The organism is Streptomyces sp. NTD91 (assembly GCF_059510455.1).
The window spans coordinates 1-19,248 of the sequence record NZ_JCAJZW010000016.1; the positions used below are offsets into that span (position 1 = coordinate 1).

At 71.8% G+C, this 19,248-nt stretch carries 18 protein-coding genes; 9 read left to right on the forward strand and 9 right to left on the reverse strand.

All coding sequences use genetic code 11. The features are described 5' to 3' along the window. Positions 1-261 precede the first annotated feature (261 nt). Complete coding sequence (locus AC5WRT_RS18215; RefSeq protein WP_496098391.1) at positions 262-912, reverse strand: DNA-3-methyladenine glycosylase; 651 nt, start codon at positions 910-912, stop codon at positions 262-264. A 99-nt stretch (positions 913-1,011) separates the two neighbouring features. Here AC5WRT_RS18215 and AC5WRT_RS18220 point away from each other — a divergent pair, with 99 nt between their 5' ends. The 3 genes from AC5WRT_RS18220 (at position 1,012) to AC5WRT_RS18230 (ending at position 3,055) form a co-directional block, all read left to right on the forward strand. Next, positions 1,012-1,794, forward strand: a complete 783-nt coding sequence (locus AC5WRT_RS18220) for a sporulation protein (protein WP_496100403.1) — start codon at positions 1,012-1,014, stop codon at positions 1,792-1,794. A gap of 45 nt (positions 1,795-1,839) precedes the next feature. After that, positions 1,840-2,379, forward strand: a complete 540-nt coding sequence (locus AC5WRT_RS18225) for a YbhB/YbcL family Raf kinase inhibitor-like protein (RefSeq protein ID WP_496098393.1) — start codon at positions 1,840-1,842, stop codon at positions 2,377-2,379. A gap of 169 nt (positions 2,380-2,548) precedes the next feature. Continuing rightward, positions 2,549-3,055 (forward strand): HNH endonuclease, encoded by a 507-nt coding sequence (locus AC5WRT_RS18230; RefSeq protein ID WP_496098394.1) that lies wholly within the window; start codon positions 2,549-2,551, stop codon positions 3,053-3,055. 140 nt (positions 3,056-3,195) lie between these two features. Here the strand turns inward: AC5WRT_RS18230 and AC5WRT_RS18235 are convergent, their stop codons facing one another. The 3 genes from AC5WRT_RS18235 to AC5WRT_RS18245 all read right to left on the reverse strand — a co-directional run bounded on the left by AC5WRT_RS18235 (position 3,196) and on the right by AC5WRT_RS18245 (position 5,554). Next, positions 3,196-4,161: an SPFH domain-containing protein gene (locus AC5WRT_RS18235; RefSeq protein WP_496098395.1), complete on the reverse strand. Its 966-nt coding sequence runs from the start codon at positions 4,159-4,161 to the stop codon at positions 3,196-3,198. A gap of 110 nt (positions 4,162-4,271) precedes the next feature. After that, entirely contained in the window at positions 4,272-4,703 is a 432-nt protein-coding gene (locus AC5WRT_RS18240; RefSeq protein WP_496098396.1) for an NfeD family protein, read from the reverse strand. 59 nt (positions 4,704-4,762) lie between these two features. Then, on the reverse strand, positions 4,763-5,554 hold the full coding sequence (locus tag AC5WRT_RS18245; protein ID WP_496098397.1) for an ABC transporter ATP-binding protein: 792 nt from the start codon (positions 5,552-5,554) through the stop codon (positions 4,763-4,765). A gap of 150 nt (positions 5,555-5,704) precedes the next feature. Here AC5WRT_RS18245 and AC5WRT_RS18250 point away from each other — a divergent pair, with 150 nt between their 5' ends. Beyond that, positions 5,705-6,520: an Rv1486c family protein gene (locus AC5WRT_RS18250; RefSeq protein ID WP_496098398.1), complete on the forward strand. Its 816-nt coding sequence runs from the start codon at positions 5,705-5,707 to the stop codon at positions 6,518-6,520. Positions 6,521-6,669: 149 nt separating this feature from the next. Here AC5WRT_RS18250 and AC5WRT_RS18255 read toward each other — a convergent pair whose 3' ends face one another. The 3 genes from AC5WRT_RS18255 to AC5WRT_RS18265 all read right to left on the reverse strand — a co-directional run bounded on the left by AC5WRT_RS18255 (position 6,670) and on the right by AC5WRT_RS18265 (position 8,857). Then, a complete protein-coding gene (locus AC5WRT_RS18255; RefSeq protein ID WP_496098399.1) occupies positions 6,670-6,915 on the reverse strand; it encodes a chaplin family protein in 246 nt (81 codons plus the stop codon). Positions 6,916-7,077: 162 nt separating this feature from the next. Further along, positions 7,078-7,719, reverse strand: coding sequence for a response regulator (locus AC5WRT_RS18260; RefSeq protein ID WP_496098400.1), 642 nt, complete (start codon positions 7,717-7,719; stop codon positions 7,078-7,080). After that, positions 7,712-8,857 carry a GAF domain-containing sensor histidine kinase gene (locus AC5WRT_RS18265; RefSeq protein WP_496098401.1) on the reverse strand — a complete coding sequence of 382 codons (1,146 nt, stop codon included), beginning with the start codon at positions 8,855-8,857 and terminating at the stop codon, positions 7,712-7,714. Before AC5WRT_RS18265 ends, AC5WRT_RS18260 begins: the two co-directional genes overlap by 8 nt. 227 nt (positions 8,858-9,084) lie before the next feature. On the opposite strand from AC5WRT_RS18265, the gene AC5WRT_RS18270 reads away from it, so the two are divergent. The 3 genes from AC5WRT_RS18270 (at position 9,085) to AC5WRT_RS18280 (ending at position 11,984) form a co-directional block, all read left to right on the forward strand. Continuing rightward, positions 9,085-9,780: an SDR family NAD(P)-dependent oxidoreductase gene (locus tag AC5WRT_RS18270; RefSeq protein WP_496098402.1), complete on the forward strand. Its 696-nt coding sequence runs from the start codon at positions 9,085-9,087 to the stop codon at positions 9,778-9,780. Next, complete coding sequence (locus AC5WRT_RS18275) at positions 9,777-10,934, forward strand: S-adenosylmethionine:tRNA ribosyltransferase-isomerase (RefSeq protein WP_496100404.1); 1,158 nt, start codon at positions 9,777-9,779, stop codon at positions 10,932-10,934. Before AC5WRT_RS18270 ends, AC5WRT_RS18275 begins: the two co-directional genes overlap by 4 nt. A 300-nt stretch (positions 10,935-11,234) precedes the next feature. Beyond that, positions 11,235-11,984 (forward strand): transglycosylase SLT domain-containing protein, encoded by a 750-nt coding sequence (locus AC5WRT_RS18280; protein ID WP_496098404.1) that lies wholly within the window; start codon positions 11,235-11,237, stop codon positions 11,982-11,984. Between the two features lie 85 nt (positions 11,985-12,069). Here the strand turns inward: AC5WRT_RS18280 and AC5WRT_RS18285 are convergent, their stop codons facing one another. Further along, complete coding sequence (locus AC5WRT_RS18285) at positions 12,070-14,676, reverse strand: ABC transporter ATP-binding protein/permease (protein ID WP_496098405.1); 2,607 nt, start codon at positions 14,674-14,676, stop codon at positions 12,070-12,072. 240 nt (positions 14,677-14,916) lie between these two features. Here AC5WRT_RS18285 and AC5WRT_RS18290 point away from each other — a divergent pair, with 240 nt between their 5' ends. Both AC5WRT_RS18290 and serB read left to right on the forward strand, forming a co-directional pair. Further along, on the forward strand, positions 14,917-17,040 hold the full coding sequence (locus AC5WRT_RS18290) for a streptophobe family protein (protein WP_496098406.1): 2,124 nt from the start codon (positions 14,917-14,919) through the stop codon (positions 17,038-17,040). A 388-nt stretch (positions 17,041-17,428) separates the two neighbouring features. Next, on the forward strand, positions 17,429-18,652 hold the full coding sequence (gene serB, locus AC5WRT_RS18295) for a phosphoserine phosphatase SerB (protein ID WP_496098407.1): 1,224 nt from the start codon (positions 17,429-17,431) through the stop codon (positions 18,650-18,652). 69 nt (positions 18,653-18,721) lie between these two features. Here serB and AC5WRT_RS18300 read toward each other — a convergent pair whose 3' ends face one another. Then, positions 18,722-19,240 (reverse strand): SixA phosphatase family protein, encoded by a 519-nt coding sequence (locus AC5WRT_RS18300; RefSeq protein ID WP_496098408.1) that lies wholly within the window; start codon positions 19,238-19,240, stop codon positions 18,722-18,724. Positions 19,241-19,248: the final 8 nt, after the last annotated feature.

The following is a 19,248-nucleotide window of genomic DNA, read 5'->3' on the forward strand; positions in this document are numbered from 1 at the left end:
TCTCGATCCGATTCCCTGTCGGCGGGCTGTCTGCGGGGTTTTCGGCTTTCGCCGTCCGCCCTTTCGACATTCACTACGCTAGCTCATTCCCTCGGCGACTCATAATCGAGTCCGGTAAGTCGAATTCGGGCATACGAGCGCGCCGAAATCGACCCCGTTGAGAGGGCGGTGGTTAGGTAGTGGGTTGGCCGCTCCGGCTGCAGGCGATCGCCGTACCCGGTTCAGCGGCTCGGGATACGTTACGCATCTTGGCGGGTCGCGTCAACTTCGGCGTCGGCGCGGCACATGGGCCCGATAGGGGCTCACCGTCGGGTCTCCCGCCACCCAGTAGCGCCAGGGATGCACGTCACCGTTGCCGCCCTCGCCGGCGAGCCCGGTCCGGGGGCCGTTTCGTACCCGGTCACGGGCTATCGGCGTACCGGTCAGCATCCGTAGCGGGGTCTCGCCGGAGGCGCACGCGTCCGTACCGTCCAGGGCACGGTCGACCTCCAGGGCCGTCGCCAGGCGGGCCGGGCCCTTGGCCAGTTCCTTGTCGTTCCGGGCCGAAACACGCCGCTTCCGGGCCAGTTCGAGGCCTTCGACGACTTCGCCGGCGCGCAGCAGGACGGCGCTCGCGCGGCCCTCGGGACCGCAGACGAGGTTCATACAGTGCCACATGCCGTAGGTGAAGTAGACGTACACGTGTCCGGGCTCGCCGAACATCACCGCGTTGCGGGCGGTACGGCCGCGGTAGGCGTGGGAGCCGGGGTCGTTCGGGCCGTCGTACGCCTCGACCTCCGTGAGGCGGACGGCGATCGGACCCTCCGGTGTCGTACGGACCAGGATGCGGCCGAGCAGGTCGGGTGCGACGTCCAGGACCGGGCGGTCGAAGAACTCTCTGGGCAGTGGCGTACGGTCCGGGGGCGCGATCATGCCCTCCGAGGGTAGTGCAGACGCGACACCGCGCCGGCGGAACCGGTCGGCGGTCGATCGCGTTTGTAGGGGTCGAGGACCTTCGTAAAGGGAGAGTCAATGGCGTTCAAGAAGCTGCTCGCGAGCCTCGGTGCCGGTGGGGCGGCCGTGGAGACGGTGCTGGCCGAGGTCAATGTGGTGCCGGGCGGTGTCGTCCAGGGTGAGGTGCGGATCCAGGGCGGGTCCGTGAACCAGGACATCGAGGGGTTGTCCGTAGGGCTGCAGGCCAAGGTGGAGGTGGAGAGCGGCGACGAGGAGTACAAGCAGAACATCGAGTTCACGAAGGTGCGGCTCGGTGGGGCCTTCGAGCTGCAGGCCGGGGCCGTGCACGCGGTGCCCTTCGGGCTGGAGATCCCCTGGGAGACGCCGGTCACGATGATCGACGGGCAGGCGCTGCGCGGGATGCACATCGGAGTGACGACGGAGCTGGCCATCGCGCGTGCCGTCGACTCCTCCGATCTCGACCCGATCAACGTGCATCCGCTGCCTGTGCAGAAGGCGATCCTGGACGCCTTCATCCAGCTCGGCTTCCGCTTCAAGAACGCGGACATGGAGCGGGGTCACATCCGGGGGACGCGACAGACGCTGCCGTTCTACCAGGAGATCGAGTTCTACCCGCCGTCGCAGTACCGGGGGCTGAACCAGGTCGAGCTGAGCTTCGTGGCCGACGAGCACGCGATGGACGTCGTGCTGGAGATGGACAAGAAGCCGGGCCTGTTCAGCGAGGGCTCGGACACCTACCGGTCGTTCCAGGTGGGGCTGCACGACTGGACGGGGACCGACTGGGCGGCTTATCTGAACCAGTGGCTGTCCGAGGTCGGCAGCAGGCGCAACTGGTTCTAGGCTCGGGAGCTGCTGGTTCCAGATCATCGATCAGGAGGTACCGAGGTGACCGAGCTCAAGCGGCGGCCGCTCCCCCACGACTTCCATCCGCCCGTGCCCTCGTTCACGGTGACGAGTGACGACGTCCAGGAGGGTGCGACGCTCAAGAGCGCCCAGGTCCACGCCGAGGGCAACACCTCGCCGCACCTGCGCTGGGAGGGCTTCCCGCCGGAGACCAAGAGCTTCGCCGTGACCTGCTACGACCCCGACGCGCCGACCGGTAGCGGGTTCTGGCACTGGGTGCTGTTCGACATCCCGGCCTCCGTCACGGAGTTGCCCGCGGGTGCGGGCAACGGCAAGTTCGAGGGACTGCCCGAGGCCGCCGTGCACGCCCGCAACGACTACGGGACGAAGGACTTCGGCGGTGCCGCGCCGCCGCCCGGGGACGGCCCGCACCGGTACGTCTTCACGGTGTACGCGGTCGACCAGGAAAAGCTCGGTCCGGACGCGGACGCCTCTCCGGCCGTCGTCGGCTTCAATCTGCGCTTCCACACGATCGGCCGCGCACAGCTCATCGGGGAGTACGAGAACCCCGCACAGGGCTGAGTCACGGCACCGTGATTCAGCCGAGCGTTCACTGAACGTTTGCCCGCCTCCGCTCTTGGAAGTGATCGGAGGCGGGCATTTTTTATTGCGTTGTCCATCTCGGCGCGCCCGTCCAGAGTTGATCCAAGCCCGCCGGGGGGTGGGCAGGTGCGCACGGGAGGTGGGCTGGATGCGGGACACGCTGGTTCTGAACGCGAGCTTCGAGCCGCTGTCGACGGTGACCTTGAATCGAGCCGTCGTTCTGGTGCTCCAGGACAAGGCCGTCGTCGAGCAGGCCCACCCCGAACTGCGCATGCGCGGTGCCGATGTGGACATACCCGCGCCCCAGGTGATCAGGTTGTGCAGGTACGTACGGGTGCCGTTCCGAAGACACGCCCCATGGTCGAGGCGCGGTGTGCTGGTCCGGGACCGGCACCGGTGCGCGTACTGCGGGCGCAGAGCCACGACCGTGGACCACGTGGTGCCGCGGGCGCAGGGTGGGCAGGACACGTGGCTGAACACGGTGGCCGCGTGCGCGGAGGACAATCACCGGAAGGCCGACCGGACTCCGGAGCAGGCGGGGATGAAGCTGCTGAGGGAGCCGTTCGAGCCGACGCCGGCCGATGCGATGCTGCTCGCGCTGGGGGCCGAGGAGTTCGAGGTACTGCCTGGGTGGCCGGCCCAGGATGCTGCCTGACCGGTCGCCGCGGGAAGCTTCTGCCGCACGCGGCCGCGGGTTGGTCGTGGTCTCCGGCGCCCACGCGGCGGAGCCGGGCCTCGGCACAACCCCGCGCCCCTTCCGGGGGCGCGGTGGAACCGACGTTCTTCGGTGACCCCTCAGTCGATGCTCGGCTTCTCGCGGCGCTCCATGCTCGGGCCGGTGTTCTGGGCGGGGACGTTGGCTCCGCCGTTGCCCTGGCCGCCGCCCAGGGGGCCGAAGTTGCCCATCGCACCGGAGAGGCCCTTGAGGGCGTCGCCGATCTCGCTGGGCACGATCCAGAGCTTGTTGGCGTCGCCCTCTGCGATCTTCGGCAGCATCTGGAGGTACTGGTAGGACAGGAGCTTCTGGTCCGGGTCGCCGGCGTGGATGGCCTCGAAGACCGTACGGACCGCCTGGGCCTCGCCCTCGGCGCGCAGGGCGGCGGCCTTGGCCTCGCCCTCGGCGCGCAGGATCTGGGACTGCTTCTCGCCCTCGGCGGTGAGGATGGCGGCCTGGCGCGTGCCTTCGGCGGTGAGGATCGCGGCGCGCTTGTCACGGTCGGCGCGCATCTGCTTCTCCATCGAGTCCTGGATGGAGGTGGGCGGTTCGATGGCCTTCAGCTCCACGCGGTTGACGCGGATGCCCCACTTGCCCGTGGCCTCGTCGAGGACGCCGCGCAGGGCGGCGTTGATCTCCTCGCGGGAGGTCAGGGTGCGTTCGAGGTCCATGCCGCCGATGATGTTGCGGAGCGTGGTGACGGTCAGCTGCTCGATGGCCTGGATGTAGCTGGCGACCTCGTAGGTGGCCGCGCGGGCGTCGGTCACCTGGTAGTAGATGACCGTGTCGATGTTGACGACCAGGTTGTCCTGGGTGATGACCGGCTGCGGCGGGAAGGGTACGACCTGTTCGCGCAGGTCGATGCGGTTGCGGATGGTGTCGATGAACGGGACCACGATGTTCAGGCCCGCGTTCAGGGTGCGCGTGTAGCGGCCGAAGCGCTCGACGATGGCGGCGCTGGCCTGTGGGATGACCTGGATGGTCTTGATCAGGGCGATGAAGACCAACACCACCAGAATGACCAGGACGATGATGACCGGTTCCATCGTGTTCCCCGTACCCCTCTCCGCCTCGGCGCCTTCGGCAGATCCCGTGCTTGCAGAAGATCTTGCTGGTCGAGTCTGACAGACTTCGTCCAACTCGTGGGCCGGATGCCTCAGATGACGATGGCGGTGGCCCCTTCGATGTCCACGACGTCCACCTCCTGGCCCACTTCGTAGGCGCGGCCGGTGTCGAGGGCGCGGGCCGACCAGACCTCTCCAGCGAGCTTGATGCGGCCGCCGGAGCCGTCGACGCGTTCCAGGACGACTGCCTGCCTGCCCTTCAACGCGTCGATACCGGTGGCGAGTTGCGGGCGCTGTCTGCCGTGCCGGGCCGCGATGGGACGGACCACGGCGATGAGCGCGACCGAGACGACGACGAACACGAGGACCTGGAGCACGGCGTCGAAGCCGAGTGCGGCGGCGACGGCGGCCGCGACGGCTCCCACCGCGAGCATGCCGAACTCCGGCATGGCGGTGACGACGAGCGGGATTCCGAGTGCCGCCGCGCCGACGAGCCACCACACCCATGCGTCGATGTCGTTCACACGGTCATGGTAGGGCCGGGGCCGGGCGGCGGACAGGGCGCGCAGGGGAAGCGCGCGGGTCAGGACAGCGGCAGGCCCTGGGCGGTCCAGCGGTCGCCGACCTGCTCGACGACGAGCGGCAGGCCGAAGCAGCGGGAGAGGTTGCGGGAGGTCAGTTCCAGCTCGATGGGGCCGGCGGCGAGGACCTTGCCCTGGCGGATCATCAGGACGTGGGTGAAGCCGGGGGCGATCTCCTCGACGTGGTGCGTGACCATGATCATCGAGGGAGCGATGGGGTCGCGGGCGAGCCGGCCGAGGCGGCGGACCAGGTCCTCGCGGCCGCCGAGGTCGAGGCCGGCGGCGGGCTCGTCGAGCAGTAGCAGCTCGGGGTCGGTCATCAGGGCACGGGCGATCAGGGTGCGCTTGCGCTCGCCCTCGGAGAGGGTGCCGAAGCGGCGGTCCAGGAAGTCGCTCATGCCGAGGCGGTCGAGGAAGGCGCGGGCGCGCTGCTCGTCGACCTCGTCGTACTCCTCCTGCCAGTGGGCCGTCATGCCGTACGCGGCCGTGAGGACCGTCTCCAGGACCGTCTGCCGCTTGGGGAGCTTCTCGGCGAGGGCGATGCCGGCCACGCCGATGCGGGGGCGCAGGTCGAAGACGTCGACCTTGCCGAGGGTGTCGCCGAGGATGGTGGCGGTGCCCTTGCTGGGGAAGAGGTAGCTGGAGGCGACGTTCAGGAGGGTGGTCTTGCCGGCGCCGTTGGGGCCGAGGATGACCCAGCGCTCGCCCTCCTTCACCGACCAGGAGACCTGGTCCACGAGAGCCCGGCCCTCACGGACCACGGATACGTCCTGAAGCTCCAGAACATCGCTCATGAGCGCGTTGTCTCCCCTTGCAGTGTGGCCGGTCTCGGCTGTCGCGTACGCCTGTGGCTCGGTCCGCCGCGCCTGTGGGCGCAGCCCTTATGAAATCTACGCCACGTGCGCGCTGCTCCATTCCTTCGGTCCGGTCCTTAGGGTGGGGGCATGTTCTCGGAACCGCGTTCAGGACGCCTTGCCGCCTGGGGAAATGCCCTTTTGGCCGGACTTGTCTCTCCGGATGACGCCGCGCTCGCCATTGTGGGCGAGGACACGGTGCAGCGGGTGGAGGGGCTGCCCGGGGAGTCCGCGCAGGTCGGGCTCACACTCGCGCTGGGGCGACTGCGGACGCTGGGGGCGACCGGGCTGCGGGTCGCGCTGCCGGCACCGGGGCATCCGCTGGGGCTGAGCGGTCCGCCCGCGTTCAATGCGCGGGCGCTGGAGGCCGGGGAGGCGGTGGTCTGCTGCGGCGCCGCGTTCGGGCTGGTGCCGGAGGTCCACGAGGCGGGACCCGAAGGTGATGTGCATGCCGAGGTGGTCTGGCATGTGCTGCCGGTGCGGGAGGCGCCGCCGGCCGATGTGCCGTCGCTGGGAGAGGCCGAGCGGGAGCTGGCGGAGGCGCTGCGCGAGGCGACCGAGGTGCTGTCGAAGCTGGACGTCGCCGCCTCGGGTCCGGTGGCGGAGGCGGCGATCGACGCGTACCGGGCGCGGGTCGACGGGGCGGCGCGCGCCTCGTCGCGGGGCGGCGGGCAGGAGGTGCTGGCGCCGGGGTATCCGCCGCGTGCGGTGCGGGTGCTGGAGATGGCGCAGCGGGTGGCGCTGCTGGTCTCGCTGGCGTACGGCAAGGGGCACGGCGGTGCGGTCAGCTCCTCGGAGATGGCCGCGCGGGCGGAGGCCTTGCGGCCCGTCGAGCGCACCGCCCGGCGGGCGCAGGTGGCGGCGTACGACTCTTTCGTGGAGGAGCGGCAGCGCGGAGTGCGGTGAGCGGCCGGGGTGCGTGCGCCCTGCCGGTGCCGAACGGTCTCGTGCCGCCTGCGCCAGGGGCGAGACCCTACCGGTGTCGGGAGTGTGCGTCGGCATCACGACAGGCCTCCCGGGTTACCGGGAGGCCTGTCGTCGGGGGCGGCCGGGTCTCAGTGGTTGAGGCCGAGGTTGCCGAAGGCCGGGTTCAGCACGCCGATGACGCTCACGCTGTTGCCGACCACGTTCACCGGGACGTGCACCGGGACCTGGACGACGTTGCCCGACCCGACGCCCGGGGAGCCGTGGGCCTCGCCGCCGGCCCAGCTGCCGGTCGTGGCGGAGGCCATGCCCGCTCCGGCGGCCAGGAGGCCACCGGCCACCATCGTCACGGCGGCTGCCTTCTTCAGGTTCTTCACTTTCCAACCCCTCCTCGGCGGTCACCGCGGCGGTTCGCCGCGGCACGCACTGGAGAACGGCGGAGATCACCGGAGGATGCGCCATCCGGGTGACATTCCCACGACGGTATGAATCCCGGTCCGGAGCGAAACCCTCCGTGTGCCGGGACACGCCGGCGTCTCTCAGCCGGTCACACCGTGGCGTACGGCCCACAGGGCGGCCTGGGTGCGGTCGGCGAGGTCGAGTTTCATGAGGATGTTGGAGACGTGTGTCTTGACGGTCTTCTCGGACAGCACGAGAGCACGGGCGATCTCGCGGTTGGAACGGCCGTCCGCGATCAGGCCGAGCACCTCGCGTTCCCGGTCGGTGAGCGAACCGCCTCTGCCCTGGCCCGAGTTGGCCTCCTCCTGGGAGAGCAGGGCGTCGGCGACCTCGGGCTGCAGCAGGATGTGGCCGGCGTGCACGGAGCGGATGGCCCCGGCGAGGGCGTCGGGGTCCACGTCCTTGTAGACGTATCCGGCGGCGCCCGCTCGCAGGGCCGGGACGACCGTGCGCTGCTCGGTGAAGCTGGTGACGACGAGCACGCGCGCGGGGTTGTCGAGTTCGCGCAGCCGGCGCAGCGCCTCGATGCCGTCCGTGCCGGGCATCTTGACGTCCATCAGGACGACGTCCGGACGCAGTTCCTCGGCGCGGTCGACTCCCTCGGCGCCGTCGGCGGCCTCGCCGACGACCTCGATGTCGTCCTGCACCTCCAGAAAGGTGCGCAGGCCCCGGCGGACGACCTGGTGGTCGTCGACGAGCAGCACCCTGATCGCGTCAGCCACCGGGCACCTCCATCTCGATCGTGGTGCCCTTGCCGGGCGCCGATTCCACGGTGAGCGTGCCGCCGACCCCGCTCGCGCGGTCCCGCATCGAGACCAGGCCCAGATGCCGACCTGCGCGGCGGACCGCACTCGGGTCGAAGCCGTCTCCGTCGTCGGTGACGCGCAGCACGGCTCCGCAGCCGCGCCGTCCCACGCTCACGTCGACGTGTTCGGCGCCGGAGTGGCGCAGCGCGTTGTGCAGGGCCTCCTGGGCGACCCTGAGCAGGGCCTCCTCCTGGGCGGCGGGCAGGGCGCGGAAGCCGCTGCTGGTGAAGGTGACGCGCGCGGTGTGGGCGCGGTCGAGGACCTGGATCTGGGTGCGCAGGGTGGCGACCAGGCCGTCCTCGTCCAGCGCGGCGGGGCGCAGCTCCACGACGGCGGCGCGCAGTTCGTCGGCGGCCTCGGCGGCGAGCGCGGCGACCTGGTGGAGTTCGCCCTTGGCACGGGCGGGGTCGCGGTCGACGAGGGCCGCCGCGGCCTGGGCGGTCAGGCGCAGGGAGAACAGCTTCTGACTGACGGCGTCGTGCAGTTCGTGGGCGAGGCGGGAGCGTTCCTCGGCGATGGTGAGTTCGCGGCTGCGTTCGTAGAGCCGGGCGTTGGTCAGGGCGATGGCGGCGTGCTGGGCGAGGATCGCGAGCAGTTCCTCGTCCTCCTCGGTGAAACCGCAGCCGCCCTGCGGTCTGGGGCAGTTCTTGTTGGCCAGGAAGAGGGCGCCGATGACCTCGTCGCCGTCGCGGACGGGCAGTCCGAGGAAGTCGGCCAGCTCCGGGTGCGCGGACGGCCAGCCCTCGAAGCGGGGGTCCTTGCGCACGTCGGCGAGGCGCTCGGGGCGGGCCTCGTGCAGCATCGAGGCGAGGATGCCGTGCTGGCGGGGCAGCGGCCCGATCGCCTTCCACTGGGCGTCGCTGACGCCGTCCACGACGAACTGGGCGAAGCCGCCGTGGTCGTCGGGCACGCCGAGGGCGGCGTACTGGGCGTCGAGCAGTTCGCGGGCGGAGGCGACGATCGTCTTGAGGACGTCGCGCACCTCCAGATGCCTGCTCATGGCCAGCAGCGCGGAACTGACCGCTGCGAGGCCGGACCGGGGGCCGTGACTCATGTCCTCACGGTACCGGCGGGGTGTGACACCGCGGATCGGGCCGGTGGCCGCGGGACCAGGGCCGCTGGTCCTAGGGCGGCCGGTCCAGGTCCCGGGGCCCCGGGCGCGAGGTGTACGCCGAAGGGCCCCTGCGGTTTGCGGCCCGCGTCCGAGGCGGCGGGAGCGGTGCCGTTCCTAGGTTGTGCCGCATCGCCCGACGCGGGGTGAGCGACGAGGGGACGGTGGTCATGCCGGTAGCGGTCATCACAGGGGCTTCGAAGGGACTGGGGCGGGCGCTCGCCGAGGCGCTGGCGGCGCGGGGCTGGGATCTGGTGCTGGACGCCCGGGGCGCCGATGCTCTCAAGGAGGCGGCGCAGGGCGCGGCGGGGCACGGCACGCGCGTGGAGGCACTGGCGGGGGATGTGACCGACGCCGGGCACCGGGCCGCGCTGGTGGCGGCCGCGCGCGGGCTGGGCGGTGTCGATCTGCTGGTCAGCAACGCGAGCGCGCTGGGCGCCGAACCGCTGGTGCGGCTGGCGGAGCTGCCGGTGGCGGGCTTGCGGCGGGCATTGGAGGTGAACGTGGTGGCCGCGCTGGGCCTGGTCCGTGAGGCGCTGCCGTCGCTGCGGCAGTCGCCGGCCGGGTCGGTGATCGCCGTCAGCTCGGACGCGGCGGCCGAGGCGTACGAGACGTGGGGCGGCTACCGCGCCTCGAAGGCGGCCCTGGACCGGCTCGCGGCGGTGCTGGGCGTGGAGGAGCCCGGCCTTCGGGTGTGGGCGGTGGATCCCGGGGACATGGCGACGGAACTGTACGCGGCGGCCGTACCGGGCGACGCCGATCCGCGTCCGGCGCCTGCCACGGTCGTACCGGCGTTCCTACGGCTCTTGGACGAGCGGCCGGTGAGCGGGAGGTACGCGGCGCGGGCGCTGCTGGAGGAGCGGTGAGCCGGGCCGTGCGGGTCCCCCGGCTGGAGCGGAGCCGCGAGTGGGGGAAAGCACTGGAGGTGCTGTCGGCCCGTGTGCCCGCCGAGCAGCGGGGCCCGGGGCTGGACCGGGACGCCGTACGGCTGCTGGTGTCGCGCGGTGAAGAGGTGACGCACCACGCGTTCGGCGAGCTGCCCCGACTGCTGCGGGCCGGGGACCTGCTGGTGGTGAACACCTCGTCCACGCTGGCCGCGGCGGTGGACGGGCGGATCGGGCACGAGCGCGTGGTGGTGCATGTGTCCACGCGCGGCGACGACGGCCGCTGGGCGGTCGAGCTGCGGGAACCGGACGGGCGGGGTACTACGCGCGCGCGTTCCCGCGCGCGCGCGGGAACGGAGGTGATGCTGCCGGGGGCCGGCCGGCTGACTCTGGAGGAGCCGCTGAGTCCGCGCGGGCAGCGGCTGTGGTGGGCCCGGCCCGCGGGGGATGTCCTTGCGCTGCTGCGCGTGCACGGCCGGCCCGTCCGCTACTCGTACACGGAGCGGGACCAGCCGCTGTCGGTGTACCAGACGGTGTTCGCGCTGCCGTCGGCGGACGGGTCGGGCAGTGCGGAGATGCCGAGCGCCGCACGGCCCTTCACCGCGCGCCTGGTGACGGAGCTCGTGAGCCGGGGGGTGCAGTTCGCGCCTGTCACGCTGCACACGGGCGTGGCGTCGGCTCAGGCGCACGAGCCGCCGTATCCGGAGCGGTTCACGGTGCCGGAGGCGTCCGCTCGGCTGATCAACCTGGTGAAGGCGGATCAGGCGGAGCGGGCGGCGCGTCCTGGGCAGGGGCGGGCGGGCGGCCGGGTGATCGCGGTCGGGACGACGACCGTGCGGGCGGTGGAGTCGGCGGCGGGACCGGACGGGGTGGTGCGCGCGGCCGGGGGCTGGACGGACCTGGTCGTGACGCCGGAGCGCGGAATAAGGGTGGTGGACGGACTGCTTACAGGGCTGCACGAGCCGGAGGCCTCGCATCTGCTGATGCTGGAGGCGGTCGCGGGGCGGGCCGCGGTCTACCGCGCGTACGAGGAGGCGCCGCGGGGGCGCTACCTGTGGCACGAGTTCGGCGACGTGCATCTCGTCCTCCCGGAGGAGAGCCCTCACCCAGAGCATTGCAATGGCAACACCAGGTGAGATGGCCGCGCCTTTGATGTGACCCCGCGCATAGGGCCCAGATCACGTACGAACAGACATAGGAGGAGAACGATCCCGGGATGAACGGGGCAGACGGTCCAGTCTGTCCCGTTTTGGCGTTCAGCGATCCACTATGCCGGGTCGTACGTCACACCTTTGCCTGGGGATTTTGCGCCAGCTAAGAATTGCTTCCGTCGCTCAGCGCCGTGGGTCACCGGCCCGCGGCGTTCGTGTGGGAGGAGCCGATTCCCCCGGCGGACGCAGGAGCGACCTCCGCGCCAACGAAGAGGTCCATCAGCCATGCCCAAGAACATCCTCGCCCGTGCTCGTAGTCTGGCCCTGACCAAACAGCGCAGGATCGCCGTGGCCGGCGTCGCCGCTCTCGGCACCGCAGCCGTCGCCCTCGCGGCCGTCCCCGGCAACTCGGGCACGGTCACCACCGGCGCCTCCGCCGCGGACACCACCGCCCAGGTCGCCGCCGACGCCCAGCTGAGGAACGTCCGGGGCACGGTCACCGACCAGCTCGCCTCCCAGAAGGTCAAGCTCGACGCGTTCGCCGCGCAGAAGAAGGCCGCCGACGAGGCCGCCAAGCAGCGCGCCGAGGCCGCCGCGAAGAAGGCCGCCGCCGATGCCGCCGCCAGGAAGGCCGCCCAGGACCGAGCCGGCAAGGAGGCCGCGAGCCGCTCCGCCGAGCGCCCGCAGATGGAGCTGGTGTCCGCCAAGACGTACGCGAACAACCTCGACGGCTGGATCCGGCACTCGCTGGACATCATGCGCGCCCAGGGCATCCCCGGCAGCTACAACGGCATCTACCGCAACGTGATGCGTGAGTCCTCGGGCAACCCCAGCGCCATCAACAACTGGGACGTCAACGCCCGGAACGGCATTCCGTCCAAGGGCCTGCTCCAGGTAATCGACCCGACCTTCCGCGCCTACCACGTGGCCGGCACGTCGTGGAACATCTACGACCCGGTCGCCAACATCACGGCCGCCTGCAACTACGCGGCGCACCGGTACGGCTCCATGGACAACGTCAACAGCGCGTACTGAGGGCCGGCGCGGACCTCTGACACGTGACGCCGAAGGGCGGCACCCCAGCACGGGGTGCCGCCCTTCGGTCTTGTCGTACGCGCGGTTACTTGCGCATGACCTCCGGCTCGTGGCGGCGCAGGAAGCGGGCCACGAGGAAACCGCAGAGGACGCCGAGCGCGAGCAGCGCGACCAAGTCCAGGCCCCACGCCCCGGCGGTGTGGTTCCACAGGGGGTCGGTGCTGCCCGGGTCGTCGGTGTTCGGGGCGATGTTGTTGAAGTCCAGCGTGGCGCCGGCGGCGGCCACCGCCCAGCGCGACGGCATCAGGTACGAGAACTCGTTGACGCCGAGCGTGCCGTGCAGGGTGAAGAGGCAGCCGGTGAAGACGACCTGGATGATCGCGAACATCACCAGCAGCGGCATGGTCTTCTCGGCGGTCTTCACCAGCGAGGAGATCACCAGGCCGACCATCATCGAGGTGAAGCCCAGTGCCATGACCGGCAGGCACAGCTCGAGGAGGGTGTTGCCGCCGAGGACGAGCCCCTGGTCCGGGATCTCGCGGGGCGAGAAGCCGATCACACCGACCATCAGGCCCTGCAGCACGGTGACGACGCCGAGCACGACCACCTTGGACATCAGGTACGCCGACCGGGACAGACCGGTCGCGCGCTCCCGCTCGTAGATCACCCGTTCCTTGATCAGCTCGCGGACCGAGTTCGCGGCGCCCGCGAAGCATGCGCCGACCGCGAGGATCAGCAGCACGGTGGTGGCCGTGCCGTTGGGGATGTGCTGGCCGGTCCGCGGGTTGACCGCCGCGTTGACCAGCAGGCCGCGATTGTGGTCGATCAGCAGGCTGACCGCGCCGAGCACCGCCGGGAGGATCACCGTCAGCGCCAGGAAGCCCCTGTCGGAGACGATGACCGACACGTACCGCCGGATCAGGGTCAGCAACTGCGAGCCCCAGCCCTGCGGCTTGGGCGGCTTGATGGCCTGTGGCGGAGGCATGTGTACGGACTGCGGGGCCACCGAGTCCACGTCCGCGGCGTACATCTGGTAGTGCTGCGAGCCCTTCCAGCGGCCCGCCCAGTCGTAGTCGCGGTAGTTCTCGAAGGCGGAGAAGACGTCGGCCCAGCTGTCGTAGCCGAAGAAGTTCAGCGCCTCCTCCGGCGGGCCGAAGTAGGCGACGGCACCGCCCGGCGCCATCACCAGCAGCTTGTCGCACAGCGCCAGTTCGGCCACCGAGTGGGTGACCACGAGCACCGTACGGCCGTCGTCGGCGAGGCCGCGCAGCAGCTGCATGACATCGCGGTCCATGCCCGGGTCGAGACCCGAGGTCGGCTCGTCCAGGAAGATCAGCGACGGCTTGGTGAGCAGCTCCAGGGCCACCGAGACGCGCTTGCGCTGGCCGCCGGAGAGGGAGGTGACCTTCTTGTCCTTGTGGATGTCGAGCTTGAGCTCGCGCAGCACCTCGTCGATGCGGGAGTCGCGCTCGGCGGCGCTGGTGTCGGCCGGGAAGCGCAGCTTGGCCGCGTACTTCAGGGCCTTGTTGACCGTCAGCTCCTTGTGCAGGATGTCGTCCTGCGGAACCAGGCCGATGCGCTGGCGCAGCTCGGCGAACTGCTTGTACAGGTTACGGTTGTCGTACAGCACGTCGCCCTGGTTGGCGGGCCGGTAGCCGGTGAGCGCCTTCAGCAGGGTCGACTTGCCGGAGCCGGACGGGCCGATGACCGCGATCAGGGACTTCTCCGGTACGCCGAAGGAGACGTCCTTGAGGATCTGCTTGCCGCCGTCGACGGTGACCGTGAGATGGCGCGCGGAGAAGGACACCTCACCTGTGTCGACGAACTCCTCGAGCCGGTCGCCGACGATCCGGAACGTGGAGTGGCCGACGCCGACGATGTCGGCCGGGCCCAGCTGTACCGAGCCGCCCTTGGGGATCGGCTGGCCGTTGACGTAGGTGCCGTTGTGCGAGCCGAGGTCGCGGATCTCCATCCGGCCGTCGGGCATGGCGTGGAACTCGGCGTGGTTCCGCGAGACCTGCAGGTCGGAGACGACCAGGTCGTTCTCCAGGGCACGGCCGATGCGCATCACACGCCCGATGGAGAACTGGTGGAAGGTGGTCGGGCTGCGGTCGCCGTGGACCGGCGGCGCCCCCGCGCCACCACCGGGTGTCTTCTGCGCGTACTGATCGCCGGGCCCCGCCTGCTGCTGCGGGAACGCGGGCGCCTGCTGCCGGGCCGGCTGCTGGGCCGGCGGCTGCGCGGGCACCTGGTGCGGTACGGCTTGGTGCGGTGCCGGTGCCTGCGGCTGCGCGGCCGCCTGCTGCGGTGCCGGGGCCTGCTGGGCCCAGCCCGGCGCACCGGCCCCCTGGCCCGCGGCGCCCTGCGCGGCGTACGGCGCGGGCTGCTGATGGTCGGCCGCGGCCCCGGTCAGATCCAGCCGCGGTCCGTCGGTCGCGTTGCCGAGGTGCAGCGACGCGCCCGGCCCGATCTCCATCTGCTGGATCCGTCGGCCCTGCACGAACGTGCCGTTGGTGCTGCCATGGTCCTCGATGACCCAACTGCGGCCGTCGAAGCTGACCGTGGCATGCCGCCAGGACACCCTGGCGTCGTCGAAGACGATGTCACCCTGCGGATCGCGGCCGAGGGTGTAGGGCCTGGACGGGTCCAACGTCCAGGTCCGTCCGTTTGATTCCAGTACGAGTTCCGGCACTCCATGCCCCACTGAGTTGTCCCCCGAATTACCCCCATCACAGGGAGTCTAGGGATGTCGAACATCGGGGGGAACTATTTCAGGCTCGGTCCTGTGACCGAAACCCGGGCCTTGCCACCGGCGCCCGCGCGCGCTCCAACCCGCCCCGTTGACGGCGTTGAAACCGGGCCGGAGAGTGGTAATCCCGACGAGGGGGACAGACGCGGCTCCGGTGCCGCACCGCGGATCGGGGGGTCTGCCATGAGGTCTGCCACGCACGCCGAGTCCGCCGCCCGGCGGGGGCACCGCCCCGCGCCGCTGCCCTGGCGGGACGTCCTGCTGTCCGCGATCGCGGCGGTGAGCTGGGCGTTGATCGGGATGGCGGGCACGGCCGCGCTCGGACTGCATCTGCTCCAGGCGGACTCGGCGGCCTCATTGGGCCCCATGACGGCGGCAGTTGTGGCGCTCGGCGCGGGTGGTTCGGTCTCACCGTCGGGCGATGTGTCCGCCTTCGGGCTGAAGGGCGCCGAGGCCCACACCGCCATCGAGATCACGCCACTCGGGGTGAGCCTGGCCGGGGCCCTGCTGCTGTCCTGGTTCTTCCTGCGATCCCTGCGTACGGCGGGAGTTGTCGTCGCGCCCGCCGAACTCCTCACCCGTGCGGGCACGGTGGTCGCCCTCTTCGTGGCGATGCTGGGCGGTCTGGCCTGGGCGGGTCATGACGTCGTCACCCTCGACGGCGGCTCGCTCGGGCTGGGCAGGCTGCCCGGCACGGGCGGCAAAGGCGGTGGTGGACTGAGCATCCCCGGCATCGGCGACGTCGGCGGGCTGCTGCCGAACCGGCTCGGCGACCTCGTCCACGCCAAGGCCGCGGTCGGCTTCACCGTGGACACGACGGCCACGCTGCTCGGCGGGGCGCTGTGGTGCGCCGGCGTCCTGTCGATCGCCCTGCTCGCCTCCCGGCGCGCTCCCCTGCCGCCCGGCTGGTCGGTCGTGCACCGGGCGGTACGGCCGGCGGTGTCGTCGCTCGTCACCGTGCTGCTGGTGGCCGTCGCGGCGGGCCTCGCGGCGGCGGCGTACGCGGCCGCCGGCGACGACCACCCCTCGCGGATCGCCGGCGCGGCCCTGCTCGGCGCCCCGAACGGGGTCTGGCTCGGCCTCCCCCTCGGTCTCCTCGTCCCCTGGGACGGCCACGCCACCGGCGCTCTCGGGAGGTTCCTCCCGCATCCGCTGGACCAGCTCCTCGGCGCGCGCGCCGACCGGCCCGTGACGCTCGGCCGCCTGGCCGGCCTGGACGGCCGGGTGTGGCTGCTGGCCGCGGCGGCGGCCCTGGCCGTGCTCCTGGCCGGCATCCTGACGGCGGCCCGCACACCGGTGGTGCGAGCGACGACGGTACGGCCGGTGGGGCGACGACCGTCGACGGGGCAGCCGCCGGGACAACGGCCGGTGAGGGGACGGCAGCCCGACAGCGCCCTCGGTCTCGCCGCCCGCTGCACCCTGCGGCTCGGCCTCGCCACCGCACTCGCCCTGCCCCTGCTCGCCCGGCTGACGGACGTCTCCGTGGCCTCGTCCCTGTCCGTCCTCGGCTTCGACGCCTTCGACGCGGGCATCGCCCTGCACGGCCGCCTCGCTCCGGCCCTGCTCCTGGGCGCGGCCTGGGGCGCGGCCGCCGGGGCGCTCGGCGCTCTCGCGGCCTGGGCGACGGGCGCGGCGGGCTCACGAGCGGTACCGGCGGCCCGGTTGGCGGCGGGGGCGGGGCGGGGCGAGCGCGCAGGGGTGGCGGACGCGGTGGGTGCCGGGGCGGACGGCGGTCGGGGCGGGCGTGCCGTGGGGGGAGACGGTGGGGACTCGGCGTACGGGGGCGGTGCCGTGGGACCGGCTCACGGCGGGGTCGGTGCACGTCCGGGGTGCGCCGGTGGCGGTGGCGTTCGGGGCGAGACGTACCGCGGGGCGGGTGGGAACGAGGCCGAGGGAATGGGGGACGGACGTGCGGCGGAGCCCTCGTCGCACGGCGACCCTGGTGCCGGGGGCTCCGCCTCGCGACACGCCGGCCCTCGCGCCCGAGGCGTCGGGCCGTACTCGCCGAGTGCGCCGTACCGGCCGCCGAACCCGGACACGAACCCCTATCTCCGGGTGCCCGAGGCTCCCCGGACGCCGGAGAACGTGCCCGACGACCCGCCGGAAGCCGGGCCTAAGGGCGTCCCGCACGACATCTACGGCGCCCCGACCATCGCAAGGCCCCTCGACGCCCCTCCCCCACCGCGACGCCACGGCACGACGCGGCGCGGTGATCGCCCCCAGGGTGCGGACGGCACCGAGTGGCCACCCCCGCCCCCGCCTCCCCCGCCCCCGGCACCGCCGGGGAAACGGAAGCCTCGCGGCTGAGACACCGGGCCGTCCCGGCACCGCGCCCTCCCACGGAGCCGGCAGCCTCCCCGAGCCCTGTGAGCGCTGTGAGCCCCGAACAGCGTGCCGTCGGCCCGTGCCTCACGGAGCCCTGACGGGCACGCGCGCCGATCCTGCCGAGACACCGGCGGGCCGCCGCACCGGCCCCGACGAGCACCGCCCACCCGCAGAGCGGCCCCCGCCCTGGTCCTGCCCGCCCGGGCATCTCGTGGCACAGTCGTGGTGGGGCCGCGGGCCGCCGTGTGCCGGTGGGCCGGTGTCTCCCGGTGGCAAGATCCCTGACACCGACGCGCCATCCATTGTTCCGTGTCCGTCAGTCGGACCTCGGCGGCGGACGGCACTGGGTGCCGGATACGGTGGTGACACCATGAGCGCTTCGCAGACCTCCGCCGCACAGACCCCCGAGGTTCCCACCCTCCTCGTCAAGATCTTCGGCAAGGACAGGCCGGGCATCACGGCGGGCCTCTTCGACACCCTCGCCGCCTACTCCGTCGACGTGGTCGACATCGAGCAGGTCGTCACGCGGGGCCGCCTGGTGCTGTGCGCGCTGGTCACGCAGCCGCCGACCGGACTGGAGGGCGACCTGCGGGCCACCGTGCACAACTGGGCCGAGTCGATGAAGATGCAGGCGGAGATCATCTCGGGGCACGGCGACAACCGGCCGCGCGGCCTCGGGCGTTCGCTGGTGACCGTCCTCGGTCATCCGCTGACCGCCGAGTCGACGGCCGCCATCGCCGACCGGATCGCGAAGGCCGGCGGCAACATCGACCGTATCTTCCGGCTCGCCAAGTACCCCGTGACGGCGGTGGAGTTCGCGGTCTCCGGAGTCGAGACCGAGCCGCTGCGCACGGCCCTCGTCACGGACGCGGCGGCACTGGGTGTCGATGTCGCGGTCGTCGCGGCGGGCCTGCACCGGCGTGCTCAGCGTCTGGTGGTCATGGACGTGGACTCCACGCTGATCCAGGACGAGGTCATCGAGCTGTTCGCGGCGCACGCGGGCTGCGAGGACAAGGTCGCCGAGGTGACGGCGGCGGCGATGCGCGGGGAGCTGGACTTCGAGCAGTCGCTGCACGCGCGCGTGGCGCTGCTGAAGGGCCTGGACGCCTCCGTGGTGGAGAAGGTGCGCGACCAGGTCCGGCTGACTCCGGGCGCCCGCACCCTGATCCGCACGCTGAAGCGGCTCGGCTACCAGGTCGGGGTCGTCTCCGGCGGCTTCACCCAGGTCACGGACGATCTGAAGGAACGGTTGGGCCTGGACTTCGCGCAGGCCAACACGCTCGAGATCGCCGACGGCAAGCTCACCGGCCGGGTCACCGGCGAGATCGTGGACCGCGCGGGCAAAGCGCGGCTGCTGCGCCGGTTCGCCGCGGAGGCCGGGGTGCCGCTGTCCCAGACGGTGGCGATCGGCGACGGCGCCAACGACCTGGACATGCTGAACGCGGCCGGTCTGGGCGTCGCCTTCAACGCCAAGCCGGTGGTCCGCGAGGCGGCGCACACGGCGGTGAACTTCCCCTTCCTCGACACGGTCCTGTATCTGCTGGGTGTCACCCGGGAAGAGGTCGAGGCGGCCGACACGCACGACGAGGGCTGAGCGGGCCCGAATGCGCGAGGGCCCGGCACCGAAAAGCTGAGCGGAGCCGGGCCCTCGCGCATGGCGGGGTCACTCGGCGGGCGCCCAGTAGTCCACGAGCGTGGCCACGCCCGGCTCGAGGCTCTTCCAGGGGCCTTCGAAGGACAGCAGTGCGAAGCCGGCGGCCGGGAAGCCGCGGCGGTTCATCCGCTCGCGGGCGTCGCCCTCGGCACTGCCCGACAGGATGTCGGCGAGGCCGTGGACGCCGGGGTTGTGGCCGATCAGGATCACGTTCCGCACGTCGTCCGGACTCTCGTTCAGCACGGCGATCAGCTCGCCCGGCGAGGCCTCGTAGACCCGCTCCTCGTAGACGGTCTTCGGCCGGTGCGACAGTTCGTGGACGGCGAGCTTCCATGTCTCGCGGGTCCGGACCGCGGTGGAGCACAGGGCCAGGTCGAAGGTGATACCCGTGTCGGCCAGCTTGCGTCCGGCGACCGCGGCGTCCTTGCGGCCCCGCTCGGCGAGCGGGCGATCATGGTCGGACACCTGGGGCCAGTCGGCTTTCGCATGTCGGAGGAGGACGATACTGCGAGGTTCTGCGGCGCTCATGCGTCCCA